The 15,906-nt window shown below is 56.6% G+C and carries 16 protein-coding genes; all 16 read left to right on the top strand.

What is annotated here, in order from left to right:
- Positions 1 to 25: 25 nt before the first annotated feature.
- The 16 genes from mnmE to WLY71_RS10535 all read left to right on the top strand — a co-directional run bounded on the left by mnmE (position 26) and on the right by WLY71_RS10535 (position 15,906).
- Positions 26 to 1,396: a tRNA uridine-5-carboxymethylaminomethyl(34) synthesis GTPase MnmE gene (gene mnmE / locus WLY71_RS10610; protein ID WP_347803511.1), complete on the top strand. Its 1,371-nt coding sequence runs from the start codon at positions 26 to 28 to the stop codon at positions 1,394 to 1,396.
- A gap of 551 nt (positions 1,397 to 1,947) precedes the next feature.
- Positions 1,948 to 3,840, top strand: coding sequence for a tRNA uridine-5-carboxymethylaminomethyl(34) synthesis enzyme MnmG (gene mnmG, locus WLY71_RS10605; protein ID WP_347803510.1), 1,893 nt, complete (start codon positions 1,948 to 1,950; stop codon positions 3,838 to 3,840).
- A complete protein-coding gene (rsmG, locus tag WLY71_RS10600) occupies positions 3,837 to 4,481 on the top strand; it encodes a 16S rRNA (guanine(527)-N(7))-methyltransferase RsmG (RefSeq protein ID WP_347803509.1) in 645 nt (214 codons plus the stop codon). Before mnmG ends, rsmG begins: the two co-directional genes overlap by 4 nt.
- Positions 4,482 to 4,499: 18 nt before the next feature.
- On the top strand, positions 4,500 to 5,297 hold the full coding sequence (locus tag WLY71_RS10595; RefSeq protein ID WP_008155709.1) for a ParA family protein: 798 nt from the start codon (positions 4,500 to 4,502) through the stop codon (positions 5,295 to 5,297).
- A gap of 9 nt (positions 5,298 to 5,306) precedes the next feature.
- The gene (locus tag WLY71_RS10590; protein ID WP_008027541.1) at positions 5,307 to 6,179 is read left to right on the top strand and encodes a ParB/RepB/Spo0J family partition protein; all 873 of its coding nucleotides are present in this window, start codon (positions 5,307 to 5,309) and stop codon (positions 6,177 to 6,179) included.
- Positions 6,180 to 6,327: 148 nt separating this feature from the next.
- On the top strand, positions 6,328 to 6,735 hold the full coding sequence (locus WLY71_RS10585; protein WP_007948092.1) for a F0F1 ATP synthase subunit I: 408 nt from the start codon (positions 6,328 to 6,330) through the stop codon (positions 6,733 to 6,735).
- A gap of 16 nt (positions 6,736 to 6,751) precedes the next feature.
- A complete protein-coding gene (gene atpB / locus WLY71_RS10580; RefSeq protein ID WP_347803508.1) occupies positions 6,752 to 7,621 on the top strand; it encodes a F0F1 ATP synthase subunit A in 870 nt (289 codons plus the stop codon).
- A 133-nt stretch (positions 7,622 to 7,754) separates the two neighbouring features.
- The gene (gene atpE, locus WLY71_RS10575; protein WP_002555987.1) at positions 7,755 to 8,012 is read left to right on the top strand and encodes a F0F1 ATP synthase subunit C; all 258 of its coding nucleotides are present in this window, start codon (positions 7,755 to 7,757) and stop codon (positions 8,010 to 8,012) included.
- Between the two features lie 56 nt (positions 8,013 to 8,068).
- On the top strand, positions 8,069 to 8,539 hold the full coding sequence (locus WLY71_RS10570; protein WP_008027535.1) for a F0F1 ATP synthase subunit B: 471 nt from the start codon (positions 8,069 to 8,071) through the stop codon (positions 8,537 to 8,539).
- A gap of 12 nt (positions 8,540 to 8,551) precedes the next feature.
- Positions 8,552 to 9,088 (top strand): F0F1 ATP synthase subunit delta, encoded by a 537-nt coding sequence (locus WLY71_RS10565; RefSeq protein WP_008155712.1) that lies wholly within the window; start codon positions 8,552 to 8,554, stop codon positions 9,086 to 9,088.
- 21 nt (positions 9,089 to 9,109) lie between these two features.
- A complete protein-coding gene (gene atpA / locus WLY71_RS10560) occupies positions 9,110 to 10,654 on the top strand; it encodes a F0F1 ATP synthase subunit alpha (protein ID WP_033059681.1) in 1,545 nt (514 codons plus the stop codon).
- A 50-nt stretch (positions 10,655 to 10,704) separates the two neighbouring features.
- Entirely contained in the window at positions 10,705 to 11,565 is an 861-nt protein-coding gene (gene atpG, locus WLY71_RS10555) for a F0F1 ATP synthase subunit gamma (RefSeq protein ID WP_283182329.1), read from the top strand.
- Positions 11,566 to 11,592: 27 nt separating this feature from the next.
- The gene (atpD, locus tag WLY71_RS10550; protein WP_309675973.1) at positions 11,593 to 12,972 is read left to right on the top strand and encodes a F0F1 ATP synthase subunit beta; all 1,380 of its coding nucleotides are present in this window, start codon (positions 11,593 to 11,595) and stop codon (positions 12,970 to 12,972) included.
- A 45-nt stretch (positions 12,973 to 13,017) separates the two neighbouring features.
- Positions 13,018 to 13,443, top strand: coding sequence for a F0F1 ATP synthase subunit epsilon (locus WLY71_RS10545; protein WP_008155716.1), 426 nt, complete (start codon positions 13,018 to 13,020; stop codon positions 13,441 to 13,443).
- Positions 13,444 to 13,559: 116 nt separating this feature from the next.
- The gene (gene glmU / locus WLY71_RS10540) at positions 13,560 to 14,927 is read left to right on the top strand and encodes a bifunctional UDP-N-acetylglucosamine diphosphorylase/glucosamine-1-phosphate N-acetyltransferase GlmU (RefSeq protein WP_347803507.1); all 1,368 of its coding nucleotides are present in this window, start codon (positions 13,560 to 13,562) and stop codon (positions 14,925 to 14,927) included.
- A gap of 199 nt (positions 14,928 to 15,126) precedes the next feature.
- Positions 15,127 to 15,906 carry a DeoR/GlpR family DNA-binding transcription regulator gene (locus WLY71_RS10535; protein WP_178084143.1) on the top strand — a complete coding sequence of 260 codons (780 nt, stop codon included), beginning with the start codon at positions 15,127 to 15,129 and terminating at the stop codon, positions 15,904 to 15,906.

The raw sequence follows: 15,906 nt of genomic DNA, 5'->3' as shown, positions 1-15,906 counted from the left end.
GTCACTTTTGTCTGGATACCGGTTTATGAGCGTTCCTCGTGAAACCATCGCAGCCGTCGCCACCGCTCAAGGTCGCGGTGGTGTTGGCATCGTCCGTATTTCCGGGCCGCTGGCGAGTGTTGCGGCCAAGGCCTTCAGCGGTCGTGAACTCAAGCCGCGATTCGCCCACTACGGCCCGTTTCTCAGTGAAAACGATGAGGTGCTGGATCAAGGCATTGCCCTGTATTTTCCCGGCCCGAACTCATTCACCGGTGAAGATGTGCTGGAACTCCAGGGCCATGGCGGTCCGATAGTTCTGGATATGCTGCTCAAGCGTTGCCTGGAACTGGGCTGTCGGTTGGCCCGGCCGGGTGAATTCAGCGAGCGCGCGTTCCTCAATGACAAACTCGACCTGGCTCAGGCCGAGGCCATCGCTGACTTGATCGAAGCGAGTTCTGCACAGGCTGCACGAAATGCCCTGCGTTCCTTGCAGGGCGCATTCTCCGAGCGTGTGCATAACCTCACCGAGCAATTGATTGGCCTGCGCATCTATGTCGAAGCGGCGATCGACTTCCCTGAAGAAGAAATCGACTTCCTCGCTGATGGTCACGTACTGAGCATGCTCGACAAAGTGCGTGACGAGTTATCCACCGTACTACGGGAAGCCGGGCAGGGTGCCTTGCTGCGTGACGGGATGACCGTGGTGATCGCCGGCCGGCCGAATGCCGGTAAATCCAGCCTGTTGAATGCACTGGCCGGTCGTGAAGCCGCGATCGTCACCGAGATTGCCGGCACCACCCGGGACATTCTTCGTGAACATATCCACATCGATGGTATGCCGCTGCACGTGGTCGACACCGCAGGTCTGCGAGATACCGAAGACCAGGTGGAAAAAATCGGCGTCGAACGGGCGTTGAAAGCGATCGGCGAGGCTGATCGCGTGCTGTTGGTGGTCGATGCTACTGGTCCTGAGGCACTTGATCCGTTCGCGTTATGGCCAGAATTCCTGGAAATCCGTCCCGATCCGGCGAAAGTCACGCTGATCCGAAACAAGGCTGACCTCACTGGCGAAGCCATTGCCCTGGAAGTCAGCGAGGATGGCCACGTCACCATTAGCCTGAGCGCCAAATCTGCAGGTGAAGGACTGGAATTGCTGCGCGACCACCTCAAGGCCTGCATGGGCTACGAACAGACCTCGGAGAGCAGCTTCAGCGCTCGCAGGCGTCATCTTGACGCGTTGCGTCATGCCAGTGCTTCCCTCGAGCATGGCCGTGCGCAGTTGACCTTGGCCGGAGCCGGTGAACTGTTGGCTGAAGATTTGCGCCAGGCTCAGCACTGTTTGGGTGAAATCACCGGTGCATTCAGCTCCGATGACCTGCTGGGACGGATCTTTTCCAGCTTCTGTATCGGTAAATAGCCCTCCCCGTTATCCACAGACAGGCCATTCGCGCCTGTCTGTTCCCTCCTATTCTTGAATTCTTTTCCAGTGCTGAGCAGATTCTTTCTGCTTGAGCGGATTTCCCGTGCCCTGGATTTGCTTATTCAGCAGTTTTCTGTGGATTAAGCCCTGTGAATAACTGCCTCTAAGGGCAGTTGATAACAGGGCCTCAAAACTGAAGATAACTGCCCCTGTGGATAAGCACCTCTTTCATCCACAGGCTTAAACCGGTTATCCAAGGGCCTCCTTGCCACATGACCACAGGGTTTTGAATCTCTGTACATATTGAATATAAAGGCCTGTAGAGATCTATCCACAGAAATGTGCCTCAGTAGAAATAAACATAAAAACAAAGATTTAATAAATTTCTCTCTTTTTAATTTCTATAACCGCGACTTCTCCACAGCTGGTTAAATTTTGTGCAAAGGGTTCTTTAGGAAGGGCGAAGTCCCTATACTTGCCGACCAGGTCCAAAAACCTGAGATCAACCTATTCCGGATTACCTAACTGAAGCAGGCACGAGGTGCGTGGTGAATTTCCCTTCCCGTTTTGAAGTGATCGTCATCGGCGGCGGTCATGCCGGTACCGAGGCAGCACTGGCCTCAGCACGTATGGGTGCAAAAACCCTGTTGCTGACGCATAACGTGGAAACCCTCGGTGCCATGAGTTGCAACCCCGCTATCGGTGGGATCGGCAAAAGCCATCTGGTCAAGGAAATCGATGCCCTCGGCGGCGCGATGGCCATGGCTACCGATAAAGGCGGTATTCAATTTCGCGTATTGAACAGCCGCAAAGGCCCGGCCGTGCGTGCAACCCGCGCTCAGGCTGATCGGGTTCTGTACAAGGCCGCTGTCCGCGAAATCCTAGAAAACCAGCCGAACCTGTGGATATTTCAACAGGCTGCTGACGACCTGATCGTCGAGCAGGAACAAGTGCGCGGTGTTGTCACCCAAATGGGCCTGCGTTTCTTCGCGGATTCCGTGGTGTTGACTACTGGCACCTTCCTCGGTGGACTTATCCACATCGGAATGCAGAATTTTTCCGGTGGCCGTGCCGGTGATCCGCCATCGATCGCCCTGGCTCACCGTTTACGCGAATTGCCACTGCGCGTTGGTCGCCTGAAAACCGGCACTCCACCGCGTATTGACGGTCGTTCTGTGGATTTCTCGGTGATGACCGAGCAAGCCGGCGATACACCGATCCCGGTGATGTCATTCATGGGTTCCAAAGAGCAGCACCCGAAACAGGTCAGCTGCTGGATTACCCACACCAACGCCCGCACCCACGAAATCATTGCCGCCAACCTTGATCGTTCGCCGATGTATTCCGGTGTGATCGAAGGTATCGGCCCGCGTTACTGCCCGTCGATCGAAGACAAGATCCATCGCTTTGCCGACAAGGAAAGCCATCAGGTCTTCATCGAACCGGAAGGCCTGACGACCAACGAGCTGTACCCGAACGGGATATCCACATCCCTGCCGTTCGACGTGCAACTGCAGATCGTGCAATCGATCCGCGGCATGGAAAACGCGCACATCGTTCGTCCGGGTTACGCCATCGAGTACGACTACTTCGACCCGCGTGACCTGAAGTACAACCTGGAAACCAAAGTCATTGGCGGTCTGTTCTTCGCCGGGCAAATCAACGGCACCACCGGTTACGAAGAAGCCGGCGCCCAGGGTTTGCTGGCCGGGGCCAACGCCGCACTGCGTGCTCAGGGCAAAGATGCCTGGTGCCCGCGTCGCGACGAGGCATACATCGGAGTGTTGGTCGACGACCTGATTACTCTGGGTACCCAGGAACCGTATCGGATGTTCACGTCCCGCGCCGAATACCGTCTGATCCTGCGCGAAGACAACGCCGACCTGCGCTTGACCGAAAAAGGTCGCGAACTGGGACTGGTGGACGACGCACGTTGGGCTGCGTTCTGCACCAAACGCGAAAGCATCACGCTGGAAGAGCAACGCCTGAAAAGTACCTGGGTTCGCCCGGGCACCGAGCAAGGCGATGCGATTTCCGAGAAATTCGGTACACCACTGACCCACGAATACAATTTGCTCAACCTGCTGAGCCGTCCGGAAATCGACTACGCTGGTCTGATCGCCGTGACCGGTGGCGGTGCAGGAGATCCTCAAGTCGCCGAGCAGGTCGAAATCAAGACCAAATACGCCGGTTACATCGATCGCCAGCAGGATGAAATCGCACGGCTGCGGGCCAGCGAAGACACAAAACTGCCTGTGGATATCGATTACACGAATATTTCCGGTCTCTCCAAAGAGATCCAGAGCAAGCTCAGTGCGACCCGTCCAGAGACCTTGGGCCAGGCGTCGCGTATCCCGGGTGTGACGCCGGCAGCGATTTCGCTGTTGATGATTCATTTGAAAAAACGCGGCGCGGGCCGTCAGTTGGAGCAAAGCGCTTGAGTTCGTTGGTCACCTCGCAACACGCAGAAGAGTTATCCACAGGTGCTCGCCAGCTCGGGGTCATGCTGACAGAAACCCAGCACGCCCAGTTGCTGGGTTATCTGGCCCTGTTGATCAAATGGAACAAGGCTTACAACCTGACCGCCGTACGCGATCCGGATGAAATGGTTTCCCGTCACTTGCTCGATAGTTTGAGCGTGATGTCGTTCGTCGAAAACGGCCGCTGGCTGGACGTTGGCAGCGGTGGTGGCATGCCGGGTATTCCGTTGGCCATCCTGTTTCCAGAGTCCCAAGTGACTTGCCTGGACAGCAACGGCAAGAAAACCCGCTTCCTGACCCAGGTCAAACTCGAACTCAAACTGGATAACCTGCAAGTTATCCACAGTCGCGTCGAAGCTTTTCAGCCTGATCAGCCATTCGACGGGATCATCTCCCGGGCGTTCAGCAGCATGGAGAACTTCAGCAACTGGACTCGCCACCTCGGTGACACCGAAACACGTTGGCTGGCAATGAAGGGCGTTCATCCCGCCGATGAGCTGGTAGCATTGCCGGCAGACTTCCACCTCGATAGCGAACACGCCCTGGCCGTACCCGGTTGCCAAGGCCAACGCCATCTGCTGATACTGCGCCGCACGGCATGATTGGGAACACAAGCAAGAATGGCTAAGGTATTCGCGATAGCGAACCAAAAGGGTGGTGTGGGCAAGACCACCACCTGTATCAACCTCGCAGCTTCCCTGGTCGCTACCAAGCGTCGGGTGCTGTTGATCGATCTCGATCCACAGGGCAACGCCACCATGGGTAGCGGTGTGGATAAACACGGCCTGGAAAACTCGGTCTACGACCTGCTGATCGGCGAATGCGATCTGGCCCAGGCCATGCACTATTCCGAACACGGTGGTTACCAACTGCTGCCGGCCAACCGCGACCTGACCGCGGCCGAAGTGGTTCTGCTGGAAATGCAGATGAAGGAAAGCCGCCTGCGCAGCGCGTTGGCGCCGATCCGTGAAAACTACGATTACATTTTGATCGACTGTCCGCCGTCGTTGTCGATGCTCACGCTTAACGCGCTGGTTGCGGCTGACGGGGTGATTATCCCCATGCAGTGCGAGTACTTCGCGCTCGAAGGCTTGAGCGACCTTGTGGATAACATCAAGCGCATCGCTGAGTTGTTGAACCCGAACCTGAAAGTCGAAGGCCTGTTGCGGACCATGTATGACCCGCGCCTGAGCCTGATGAACGATGTTTCGGCGCAGCTCAAGGAACACTTCGGCGAGCAGCTCTACGACACGGTGATTCCGCGCAACATCCGCCTGGCCGAAGCACCAAGCTATGGCATGCCGGCGCTGGCGTACGACAAATCATCGCGGGGTGCCATTGCCTATCTGGCATTGGCGGGCGAGATGGTTCGTCGTCAACGCAAAAACTCACGCACTGCCGCTGCTCAGGCAACTTAAGGAATCCCCATGGCCGTCAAGAAACGAGGTCTCGGACGTGGACTGGATGCACTGCTGAGTGGTCCGACTGTCAGCTCGCTGGAAGAACAAGCGGTGCAGGCAGATCAGCGTGAGCTGCAGCACCTGCCCCTCGACCTGATCCAGCGCGGCAAGTACCAGCCGCGTCGGGACATGGACCCACAGGCGCTGGAAGAGCTGGCGCAGTCGATCAAGGCTCAGGGCGTGATGCAGCCGATCGTGGTTCGGCCGATCGGCAGCGGCCGATTCGAAATCATCGCCGGCGAACGCCGTTGGCGCGCCAGTCAGCAGGCTGGTCAGGAAACCATCCCGGCAATGGTTCGCGATGTACCGGATGAAACCGCGATCGCCATGGCGCTGATCGAGAACATCCAGCGCGAAGACCTCAATCCGATCGAAGAAGCGGTGGCTTTGCAGCGTTTGCAGCAGGAATTCCAGCTGACGCAGCAACAAGTGGCCGAAGCGGTGGGCAAATCCCGCGTGACCGTGGCCAACCTGCTACGCTTGATCGCGTTGCCGGAAGTCATCAAAACCATGCTGTCCCACGGCGACCTGGAAATGGGTCATGCACGTGCTTTGCTCGGTTTACCGGAAAATCAACAGGTTGAAGGGGCGCGACACGTTGTCGCACGGGGGCTGACTGTACGCCAGACTGAAGCACTGGTTCGCCAGTGGTTGAGTGGTAAACAGGAACCTGCTGAACCGGTAAAGCCGGACCCGGATATTGCTCGACTCGAACAGCGTCTGGCTGAGCGCCTAGGCTCTGCGGTGCAGATCCGCCACGGTAAAAAGGGGAAGGGGCAGTTGGTGATCGGTTACAACTCCCTCGATGAGCTTCAAGGTGTGCTTGCACACATTCGTTGAAACATTTCCTCATGTAGTGTGCAGTCGGAAATCACTACCTGACAGTTGAATAGGGGCAGAACCGCCCCTATACTCTGCGCGCATTTTGTCGGCACAAATTATGCCAAGTTATTGAATTCTGGCAGCCGATCATTGGGGAGCAAAAACGATGGAGAGCCGCACGCCAAACCGCTTGCCGTTCCATCGCCTGGCAGTTTTTCCAGTCTTACTGGCTCAATTTGTCGTTTTGGTACTGGCCGCTTTGGCGCTCTGGTACTGGCATGGAGTCGTAGCCGGGTACTCAGGACTCTGCGGAGGCCTGATAGCCTTGCTACCCAATGTTTATTTCGCTCACAGGGCATTTCGGTTTTCCGGCGCCCGAGCAGCTCAAGCCATCGTCCGGTCTTTTTATGCCGGCGAGGCGGGCAAACTAATTTTGACGGCAGTGCTCTTTGCATTGACGTTTGCAGGTGTGAAGCCATTGGCGCCGCTAGCTGTATTCGGCGTCTTCGTGTTGACCCAACTGGTCAGCTGGTTCGCGCCCCTGCTGATGAGAACAAGACTTTCGAGACCTTAGGGCGTTTGAGGCAACCATGGCAGAGACAACCGCTTCGGGCTATATCCAGCACCACTTGCAGAACCTGACCTTCGGTCAGCACCCAACTGGCGGGTGGGGTTTTGCCCACACCGCAGCAGAAGCCAAAGAAATGGGCTTCTGGGCTTTCCACGTCGATACTCTCGGCTGGTCGGTCGCGTTGGGTCTGATCTTCGTTCTTCTTTTCCGCATGGCGGCAAAGAAGGCGACTTCCGGTCAGCCTGGTGCTTTGCAGAACTTCGTTGAAGTATTGGTCGAATTCGTCGATGGCAGCGTGAAAGACAGCTTCCATGGCCGTAGCCCGGTGATTGCACCGCTGGCACTGACCATCTTCGTCTGGGTCTTCCTGATGAACGCCGTCGACCTGATCCCGGTCGACTGGATTCCTCAGCTGGCCATCTTGATCACTGGCGATTCGCACATTCCGTTCCGTGCTGTATCGACCACTGACCCGAACGCTACCCTGGGCATGGCCCTGTCGGTGTTCGCGTTGATCATTTTCTACAGCATCAAGGTCAAGGGCATCGGCGGCTTCATCGGCGAACTGACCCTGCACCCGTTCGGCAGCAAGAACATCTTTCTTCAAGCCCTGCTGATCCCGGTGAACTTCCTGCTGGAGTTCGTGACACTGATCGCCAAGCCAATCTCCCTGGCACTGCGTCTGTTCGGCAACATGTACGCCGGCGAACTGGTCTTCATTCTGATCGCTGTGATGTTCGGCAGTGGTCTGCTCTGGCTTAGCGGCCTGGGCGTAGTTCTGCAGTGGGCGTGGGCTGTGTTCCACATCCTGATCATCACCCTGCAGGCGTTTATCTTCATGATGCTGACCATCGTTTACCTGTCGATGGCGCACGAAGAGAACCATTAAGACCAGTCTCGACTAGTCTGATGTCCCACTCGGTCAAACGAGTGGGTGCCCGAACAGGGCTATGAAACGATTTGTTTTACCGCTTTAAAATCTAAAAAACCTAAACCATACGACGTAAAAGTCGGGAGGAAAGATGGAAACTGTAGTTGGTCTAACCGCTATCGCTGTTGCACTGTTGATCGGCCTGGGCGCACTGGGTACCGCAATTGGTTTCGGCCTGTTGGGTGGCAAGTTCCTGGAAGGCGCAGCGCGTCAGCCAGAGATGGTTCCAATGCTGCAAGTCAAAATGTTCATCGTTGCCGGTCTGCTCGACGCCGTAACCATGATCGGTGTTGGTATCGCTCTGTTCTTCACCTTCGCGAACCCATTCGTTGGTCAACTCGCTGGCTAATTACTCGAACCTTCGAGTAATTGGTGTGATGTGCAACGAACGAGCGAGGTGTTGGCGTGAACATTAATGCAACCCTGATTGGCCAGTCCGTTGCGTTCTTCATTTTTGTACTGTTTTGCATGAAGTTCGTGTGGCCTCCGGTCATCGCGGCTTTGCACGAACGTCAGAAGAAGATCGCGGATGGACTGGACGCTGCCGCCCGAGCAGCTCGCGACCTGGAGTTGGCCCAAGATAAAGCGGGTCAACAACTGCGCGAAGCAAAAGCTCAGGCAGCCGAAATCATTGAGCAAGCCAAGAAACGCGGTAACCAGATCGTCGAAGAGGCTGTTGAAAAAGCCCGTATCGACGCTGACCGTGTGAAGGTTCAGGCTCAGGCCGAGATCGAGCAGGAACTGAACAGTGTCAAAGACGCGCTGCGTGCCCAATTGGGTGCTCTGGCCGTTGGCGGCGCCGAGAAGATCCTGGGTGCCACAATCGATCAAAACGCGCACGCGGAGCTAGTAAACAAACTGGCTGCTGAAATTTAAGCGAGGGCGATCATGGCAGAATTGACCACGTTGGCCCGACCTTACGCTAAGGCAGCCTTCGAGCACGCCCAGGCCCACCAGCAACTGGCCTCTTGGTCAGCCATGCTCGGCCTGGCTGCAGCAGTGTCGCAAGACGACACCATGCAGCGCGTGCTCAAGGCCCCGCGACTGACGAGCGCAGACAAGGCCGCCACGTTTATTGACGTGTGCGGCGACAAGTTTGATGTGAAGGCACAGAACTTCATTAACGTCGTTGCCGAAAACGACCGTCTCCCGCTGTTGCCGGAGATCGCCGCTCTGTTTGACCTGTACAAGGCCGAACAAGAGAAATCGGTAGACGTTGAAGTCACCAGTGCTTTTGCATTGAACCAAGAACAGCAAGACAAACTCGCCAAGGTTCTCAGTGCACGACTCAACCGGGAAGTGCGCCTGCAAGTCGAGGAAGACAAATCCCTTATTGGGGGCATTGTCATCCGCGCCGGCGACCTGGTAATCGATGGCTCGGTTCGCGGCAAACTCGCGAACCTTGCCGAAGCATTGAAATCTTGAGTTTGAAGGGGCAGCAGAGCAATGCAGCAACTCAATCCTTCCGAAATAAGTGAAATTATCAAGGGCCGCATCGACAAGCTCGATGTGACCTCCCAAGCCCGTAACGAAGGCACTGTCGTCAGCGTATCTGACGGTATCGTGCGGATTCACGGTCTGGCCGACGTAATGTACGGCGAGATGATCGAGTTTCCGGGCGGCGTCTTCGGTATGGCTCTCAACCTGGAGCAAGACTCTGTAGGTGCCGTTGTATTGGGCTCTTACCAGTCTCTGGCTGAAGGCATGAGCGCCAAGTGCACTGGCCGCATCCTCGAAGTTCCGGTTGGTAAGGAACTGCTGGGTCGTGTAGTCGACGCACTGGGTAACCCAGTTGACGGCAAAGGTCCGCTGAACAACACCGAGACCGATGCGGTCGAGAAAGTTGCTCCAGGCGTGATCTGGCGTAAGTCGGTAGACCAGCCTGTACAGACTGGCTACAAGGCTGTCGATGCCATGATTCCTGTCGGCCGTGGCCAGCGTGAGCTGATCATCGGTGACCGTCAGATCGGTAAAACCGCTCTGGCGATCGACGCGATCATCAACCAGAAAAACAGCGGTATTTTCTGCGTCTACGTAGCGATCGGTCAGAAACAATCGACCATCGCTAACGTGGTTCGCAAACTGGAAGAAAACGGCGCGCTGGCTAACACCATCGTCGTTGCCGCGAGCGCTTCGGAATCTGCAGCACTGCAGTTCCTGGCACCGTACTCCGGTTGCACCATGGGTGAATTCTTCCGCGACCGCGGTGAAGACGCGCTGATCGTTTATGACGATCTGTCCAAGCAAGCAGTGGCTTACCGCCAGATTTCCCTGCTGCTGCGCCGTCCACCAGGCCGTGAAGCTTACCCAGGCGACGTGTTCTATCTCCACTCCCGTCTGCTGGAGCGCGCATCCCGCGTTTCGGAAGAGTACGTAGAGAAGTTCACCAACGGCGCAGTGACCGGCAAAACCGGTTCCCTGACCGCACTGCCGATCATCGAAACCCAGGCTGGCGACGTTTCCGCGTTCGTTCCGACCAACGTGATTTCCATCACCGACGGTCAGATCTTCCTGGAATCGGCCATGTTCAACTCCGGGATCCGTCCTGCTGTGAACGCCGGTGTTTCGGTATCCCGTGTGGGTGGTGCCGCTCAGACCAAGATCATCAAGAAGCTCTCCGGTGGTATCCGTACCGCTCTGGCTCAGTACCGTGAACTGGCGGCATTCGCCCAGTTCGCTTCTGACCTGGACGAAGCGACCCGTAAGCAACTTGAGCATGGTCAGCGCGTTACCGAGCTGATGAAGCAGAAGCAATACGCACCTATGTCGATCGCTGACATGGCGCTGTCGCTGTATGCCGCTGAGCGTGGGTTCCTGACTGACGTTGAAATCGCCAAGATCGGCAGCTTCGAACAAGCGCTGATTGCTTTCTTCAACCGCGATCACGCCGAATTGATGGCGAAGATCAACGTGAAGGGTGACTTCAATGACGAAATCGACGCTGGCATGAAAGCCGGTATCGAGAAGTTCAAGGCCACCCAAACCTGGTAAGCCGCAGCGGGAGCCGCAAGGCTCCCGCTTGCTAACCTGATAGGTGTTACATGGCAGGCGCAAAAGAGATTCGCAGTAAGATTGCGAGCATCAAAAGCACGCAAAAGATTACCAGCGCCATGGAAAAAGTGGCGGTCAGTAAAATGCGCAAGGCACAAATGCGCATGGCTGCTAGCCGTCCTTACGCGGAGCGCATCCGCCAGGTTATTGGTCATTTGGCCAACGCTAACCCGGAATATCGCCACCCCTTCATGATCGAGCGAGAAATCAAGCGCGTCGGTTATGTCGTAGTGAGCAGTGACCGTGGTTTGTGTGGTGGCTTGAACACCAACCTGTTCAAGGCCTTGGTCAAGGACATGGCGGTAAACCGCGATAACGGCGTCGAGATTGATCTGTGTGTTGTTGGTAGCAAGGGTGCGGCTTTCTTCCGCAACTTCGGCGGTAACGTCGTTGCAGCTATCAGCCACCTAGGTGAAGAGCCGTCGATCAATGATCTGATTGGCAGCGTCAAGGTGATGCTGGATGCCTACCTGGACGGCCGTATTGATCGCCTGTCCGTGGTGTCCAACAAGTTCATCAACACCATGACGCAACAGCCTACTGTGGAGCAGTTGATTCCACTGGAGGCAACCGCGGATCAATCACTCAAGCATCACTGGGACTATCTCTACGAACCGGATGCCAAAGAGCTGCTTGACGGCTTGATGGTCCGCTACGTTGAGTCGCAGGTCTACCAGGCGGTGGTCGAGAACAACGCGGCTGAACAAGCTGCGCGGATGATCGCGATGAAGAACGCTACCGACAACGCCGGTGATTTGATCAGCGATTTGCAGCTGGTCTACAACAAGGCGCGTCAGGCTGCGATCACCCAAGAGATCTCGGAAATCGTCGGCGGCGCTGCCGCGGTTTAACGGTTCAAATATTCAGAGGATCCAGCTATGAGTAGCGGACGTATCGTTCAAATCATCGGCGCCGTTATCGACGTGGAATTTCCACGCGACAGCGTACCGAGCATCTATAACGCGCTGTTGGTACAAAGCGCGGCAGGGACCACTCTGGAAGTTCAGCAACAGCTGGGCGACGGCGTGGTTCGTACCATTGCGATGGGTTCCACCGAAGGCTTGAAGCGCGGTCTGGAAGTCAAGGACTCCGGCGCAGCCATCTCCGTACCGGTCGGTAAAGCGACCCTGGGCCGGATCATGGACGTACTGGGCAACCCGATCGACGAAGCTGGCCCGATTGACACCGAAGAGCGCTGGGGCATTCACCGTCCTGCGCCAACCTTCGCTGAACAAGCGGGCGGCAACGACCTGCTGGAAACCGGCATCAAGGTTATCGACCTGGTTTGCCCGTTCGCCAAGGGTGGTAAAGTCGGTCTGTTCGGTGGTGCCGGTGTAGGCAAAACCGTAAACATGATGGAACTGATCCGTAACATCGCCATCGAGCACGCCGGTTATTCCGTGTTCGCCGGTGTGGGTGAGCGTACTCGTGAGGGTAACGACTTCTACCACGAGATGAAGGATTCCAACGTTCTGGACAAAGTGGCACTGGTTTACGGTCAGATGAACGAGCCGCCGGGTAACCGTCTGCGCGTAGCACTGACCGGCCTGACCATGGCCGAGAAGTTCCGTGACGAAGGTAACGACGTTCTGCTGTTCGTCGACAACATCTATCGTTACACCCTGGCCGGTACTGAAGTATCCGCACTGCTGGGCCGTATGCCTTCCGCAGTAGGTTACCAGCCGACCCTGGCCGAAGAGATGGGTACTCTGCAAGAGCGTATCACTTCGACCAAAAACGGTTCGATCACTTCGATCCAAGCGGTATACGTACCTGCGGATGACTTGACTGACCCGTCGCCAGCGACCACTTTCGCCCACTTGGACGCCACCGTCGTTCTGTCCCGTGACATCGCTTCCCTGGGTATCTACCCAGCGGTCGATCCACTCGACTCGACTTCGCGCCAGCTGGACCCGAACGTAATCGGCCAGGACCACTACGACACCGCTCGCGGCGTACAGTATGTTCTGCAACGTTACAAAGAACTGAAGGACATCATTGCGATCCTGGGTATGGACGAGCTGTCGGAAGCCGACAAGCAGTTGGTAAACCGTGCTCGTAAGATCCAGCGTTTCTTGTCGCAGCCGTTCTTCGTGGCTGAAGTCTTCACCGGTGCTTCGGGTAAATACGTTTCCCTGAAAGACACCATTGCTGGCTTCAAAGGCATCCTCAACGGTGACTACGACCACTTGCCAGAACAAGCGTTCTACATGGTCGGCGGCATCGAAGAAGCGATCGAGAAAGCCAAGAAACTGTAATCCCGGCGCCCGGCAACGGGCGCTAATTTAGGTTGAGGCAATCAGATGGCTATGACAGTCCATTGCGATATCGTCAGCGCGGAAGGGGAAATCTTCTCCGGCCTGGTCGAGATGGTGGTTGCGCACGGTGCACTGGGTGATCTTGGTATCGCCCTGGGTCACGCGCCGCTGATCACTAATCTCAAGCCGGGCCCGATCCGCCTGATCAAGCAGGGCGGGGAAGAGGAGGTGTATTACATCTCCGGCGGTTTCCTCGAGGTTCAGCCGAACATGGTCAAGGTACTTGCCGACACTGTGCAACGTGCTGCCGACCTGGACGAAGCCTCCGCTCAGGAAGCCGTTAAGGCTGCCGAGAAGGCCTTGCATGACCGTGGTGCAGAATTCGATTACGGTTCTGCTGCCGCACGTCTGGCCGAGGCCGCAGCTCAGCTGCGCACCGTCCAGCAGATCCGCAAAAAGTTCGGCCACTAATAGGCCACCGCTTGTTGTGCGATTGATTAAAAAGGGTAGCCTCGGCTACCCTTTTTTCTTTTTAGATATTCATAACCTGGTCGCAGCCGCTGACCACCCAGGATTGGTAGCCAGTCATGTCTTTAGAAATCGTTATCCTCGCTGCTGGTCAGGGCACTCGCATGCGTTCGGCACTGCCGAAAGTTCTGCATCCGATTGCCGGCAACTCGATGCTCGGCCATGTTATCCACAGCGCCCGGCAACTTGATCCACAGCGCATCCACGTAGTGATCGGCCATGGCGCCGATGCAGTGCGCGAGCGTCTGGCGGCTGATGATCTGAATTTCGTCCTGCAGGACAAACAGCTTGGGACTGGCCACGCGGTTGCTCAAGCGGTGCCTTTCATTCAGTCCGACACCGTCCTGATTCTTTATGGTGACGTGCCATTGATCGAAGTCGAGACCCTGCAGCGTCTGCTCAAGCAAGTAGCGCCGCAGCAACTGGGTTTGTTGACAGTAGAGCTGGACGACCCGACCGGCTATGGCCGCATCGTCCGCAACGCCGACGGCAAGGTGACAGCCATCGTCGAGCAGAAAGACGCCAACGAAGCCGAACGAGCGATCACTGAAGGCAACACCGGCATTCTTGCGCTGCCGTTCGCGCAATTGGGTGGCTGGATGAGCCGTCTATCGAACAACAACGCCCAGGGCGAGTATTACCTGACCGACGTGATCGCGATGGCAGTCAGCGACGGTCTGGTAGTGGCCACCGAGCAACCGCATGACGCCATGGAAGTGCAGGGCGCTAACGACCGCAAGCAGCTTTCCGAGCTTGAGCGTCACTATCAGCTGCGCGCCGGTCGTCGTTTGATGGCTCAAGGCGTGACCCTGCGTGACCCGGCTCGTTTCGATGTGCGCGGTGAAATCACCGTCGGCCGCGACGTGCTGATCGACATCAACGTGATCCTCGAAGGCAAGGTCGTTATCGAGGACGACGTGGTGATCGGCCCGAACTGCGTGATCAAGGACAGCACCCTGCACAAAGGTGTGGTGATCAAGGCCAACAGTCACATCGAAGGCGCGATTCTCGGCGAAGGCAGCGATGCCGGCCCGTTCGCCCGTTTGCGTCCAGGTACCGTGCTGGAAGCACGAGCACATGTGGGTAACTTTGTTGAGTTGAAAAACGCTCATCTCGGCGAGGGCGCCAAGGCCGGTCATCTGACCTATCTGGGTGACGCCGAGATCGGCGCGCGTACCAACATCGGCGCGGGCACCATTACCTGCAACTACGATGGTGCCAATAAGTGGAAAACCGTGCTGGGTGAAGATGTGTTCATCGGTTCCAACAACTCGTTGGTTGCGCCTGTGGATATCTCTTCGGGTGCGACCACTGCTGCTGGTTCGACCATTACGCATAATGTGGATAACGCGCAGTTGGCCGTGGGCCGTGCGCGGCAGAAGAACATCGATGGCTGGAAGCGGCCTGAGAAAATCAAGAAGAGCTGAGTTATCCACAGATTGAAAAGATCAAAGATCGCAGCCTTCGGCAGCTCCTACAGGGTGAGCACAAATGCCCTGTAGGAGCTGCCGAAGGCTGCGATCTTTTTATGGGTTATCCACAAATCTTTTTTCTGATGCTGGCTTGACGAAGTTTCGGCAATAGGTTTTGATTACTTCCGTTATCTTTCGGATCGAAACTTACCAAATCATGTCGAAACGCAATACACCTCAACGCCGTCACAACATCCTCGCCTTGCTCAATGAGCAGGGCGAAGTCAGTGTGGATGAGCTGGCCAAGCGCTTCGAAACGTCAGAAGTTACAATCCGCAAGGATCTCGCGGCGCTTGAGACCAATGGTTTGCTGCTGCGCCGTTATGGCGGAGCGATTACCCTGCCTCAAGAGCTGGTGGCCGACCTTGGTCAACCGGTGTCCAAATACAAGCAAGCCATCGCCCGCGCTGCCGTCACACGAATTCGTGAGCATGCGCGGATCATCATCGACAGCGGCAGCACCACGGCGGCGATGATTCCGGAACTCGGCCAGCAGCCGGGCCTGGTCGTGATGACCAACTCCCTGCATGTCGCCAATGCCTTGAGTGAACTTGAGCATGAGCCGGTGCTGTTGATGACCGGCGGCACCTGGGACCCGCATTCCGAGTCCTTTCAGGGGCAGGTGGCCGAGCAGGTACTACGCTCTTACGATTTCGACCAGTTGTTCATCGGTGCCGATGGCATCGATCTGGTTCGCGGTACCACCACCTTCAACGAACTGCTGGGACTGAGCCGGGTCATGGCTGAAGTCGCCCGGGAAGTGGTTGTCATGGTGGAGGCCGACAAGATCGGCCGCAAGATTCCCAACCTGGAGCTGCCCTGGAGCAGCGTCCATACCCTTATTACCGATGATCGCCTGCCGCTTGAGGCACGGGATCAGATTCAGGCCCGCGGAATCAACTTGATCCTCGCGGCTGTCAATCAGGAGAAATAG

This window comes from Pseudomonas rossensis (assembly GCF_039888995.1).
GTDB lineage: Bacteria > Pseudomonadota > Gammaproteobacteria > Pseudomonadales > Pseudomonadaceae > Aquipseudomonas > Aquipseudomonas rossensis.
This window is presented reverse-complemented; position numbering and strand designations above follow the sequence as displayed.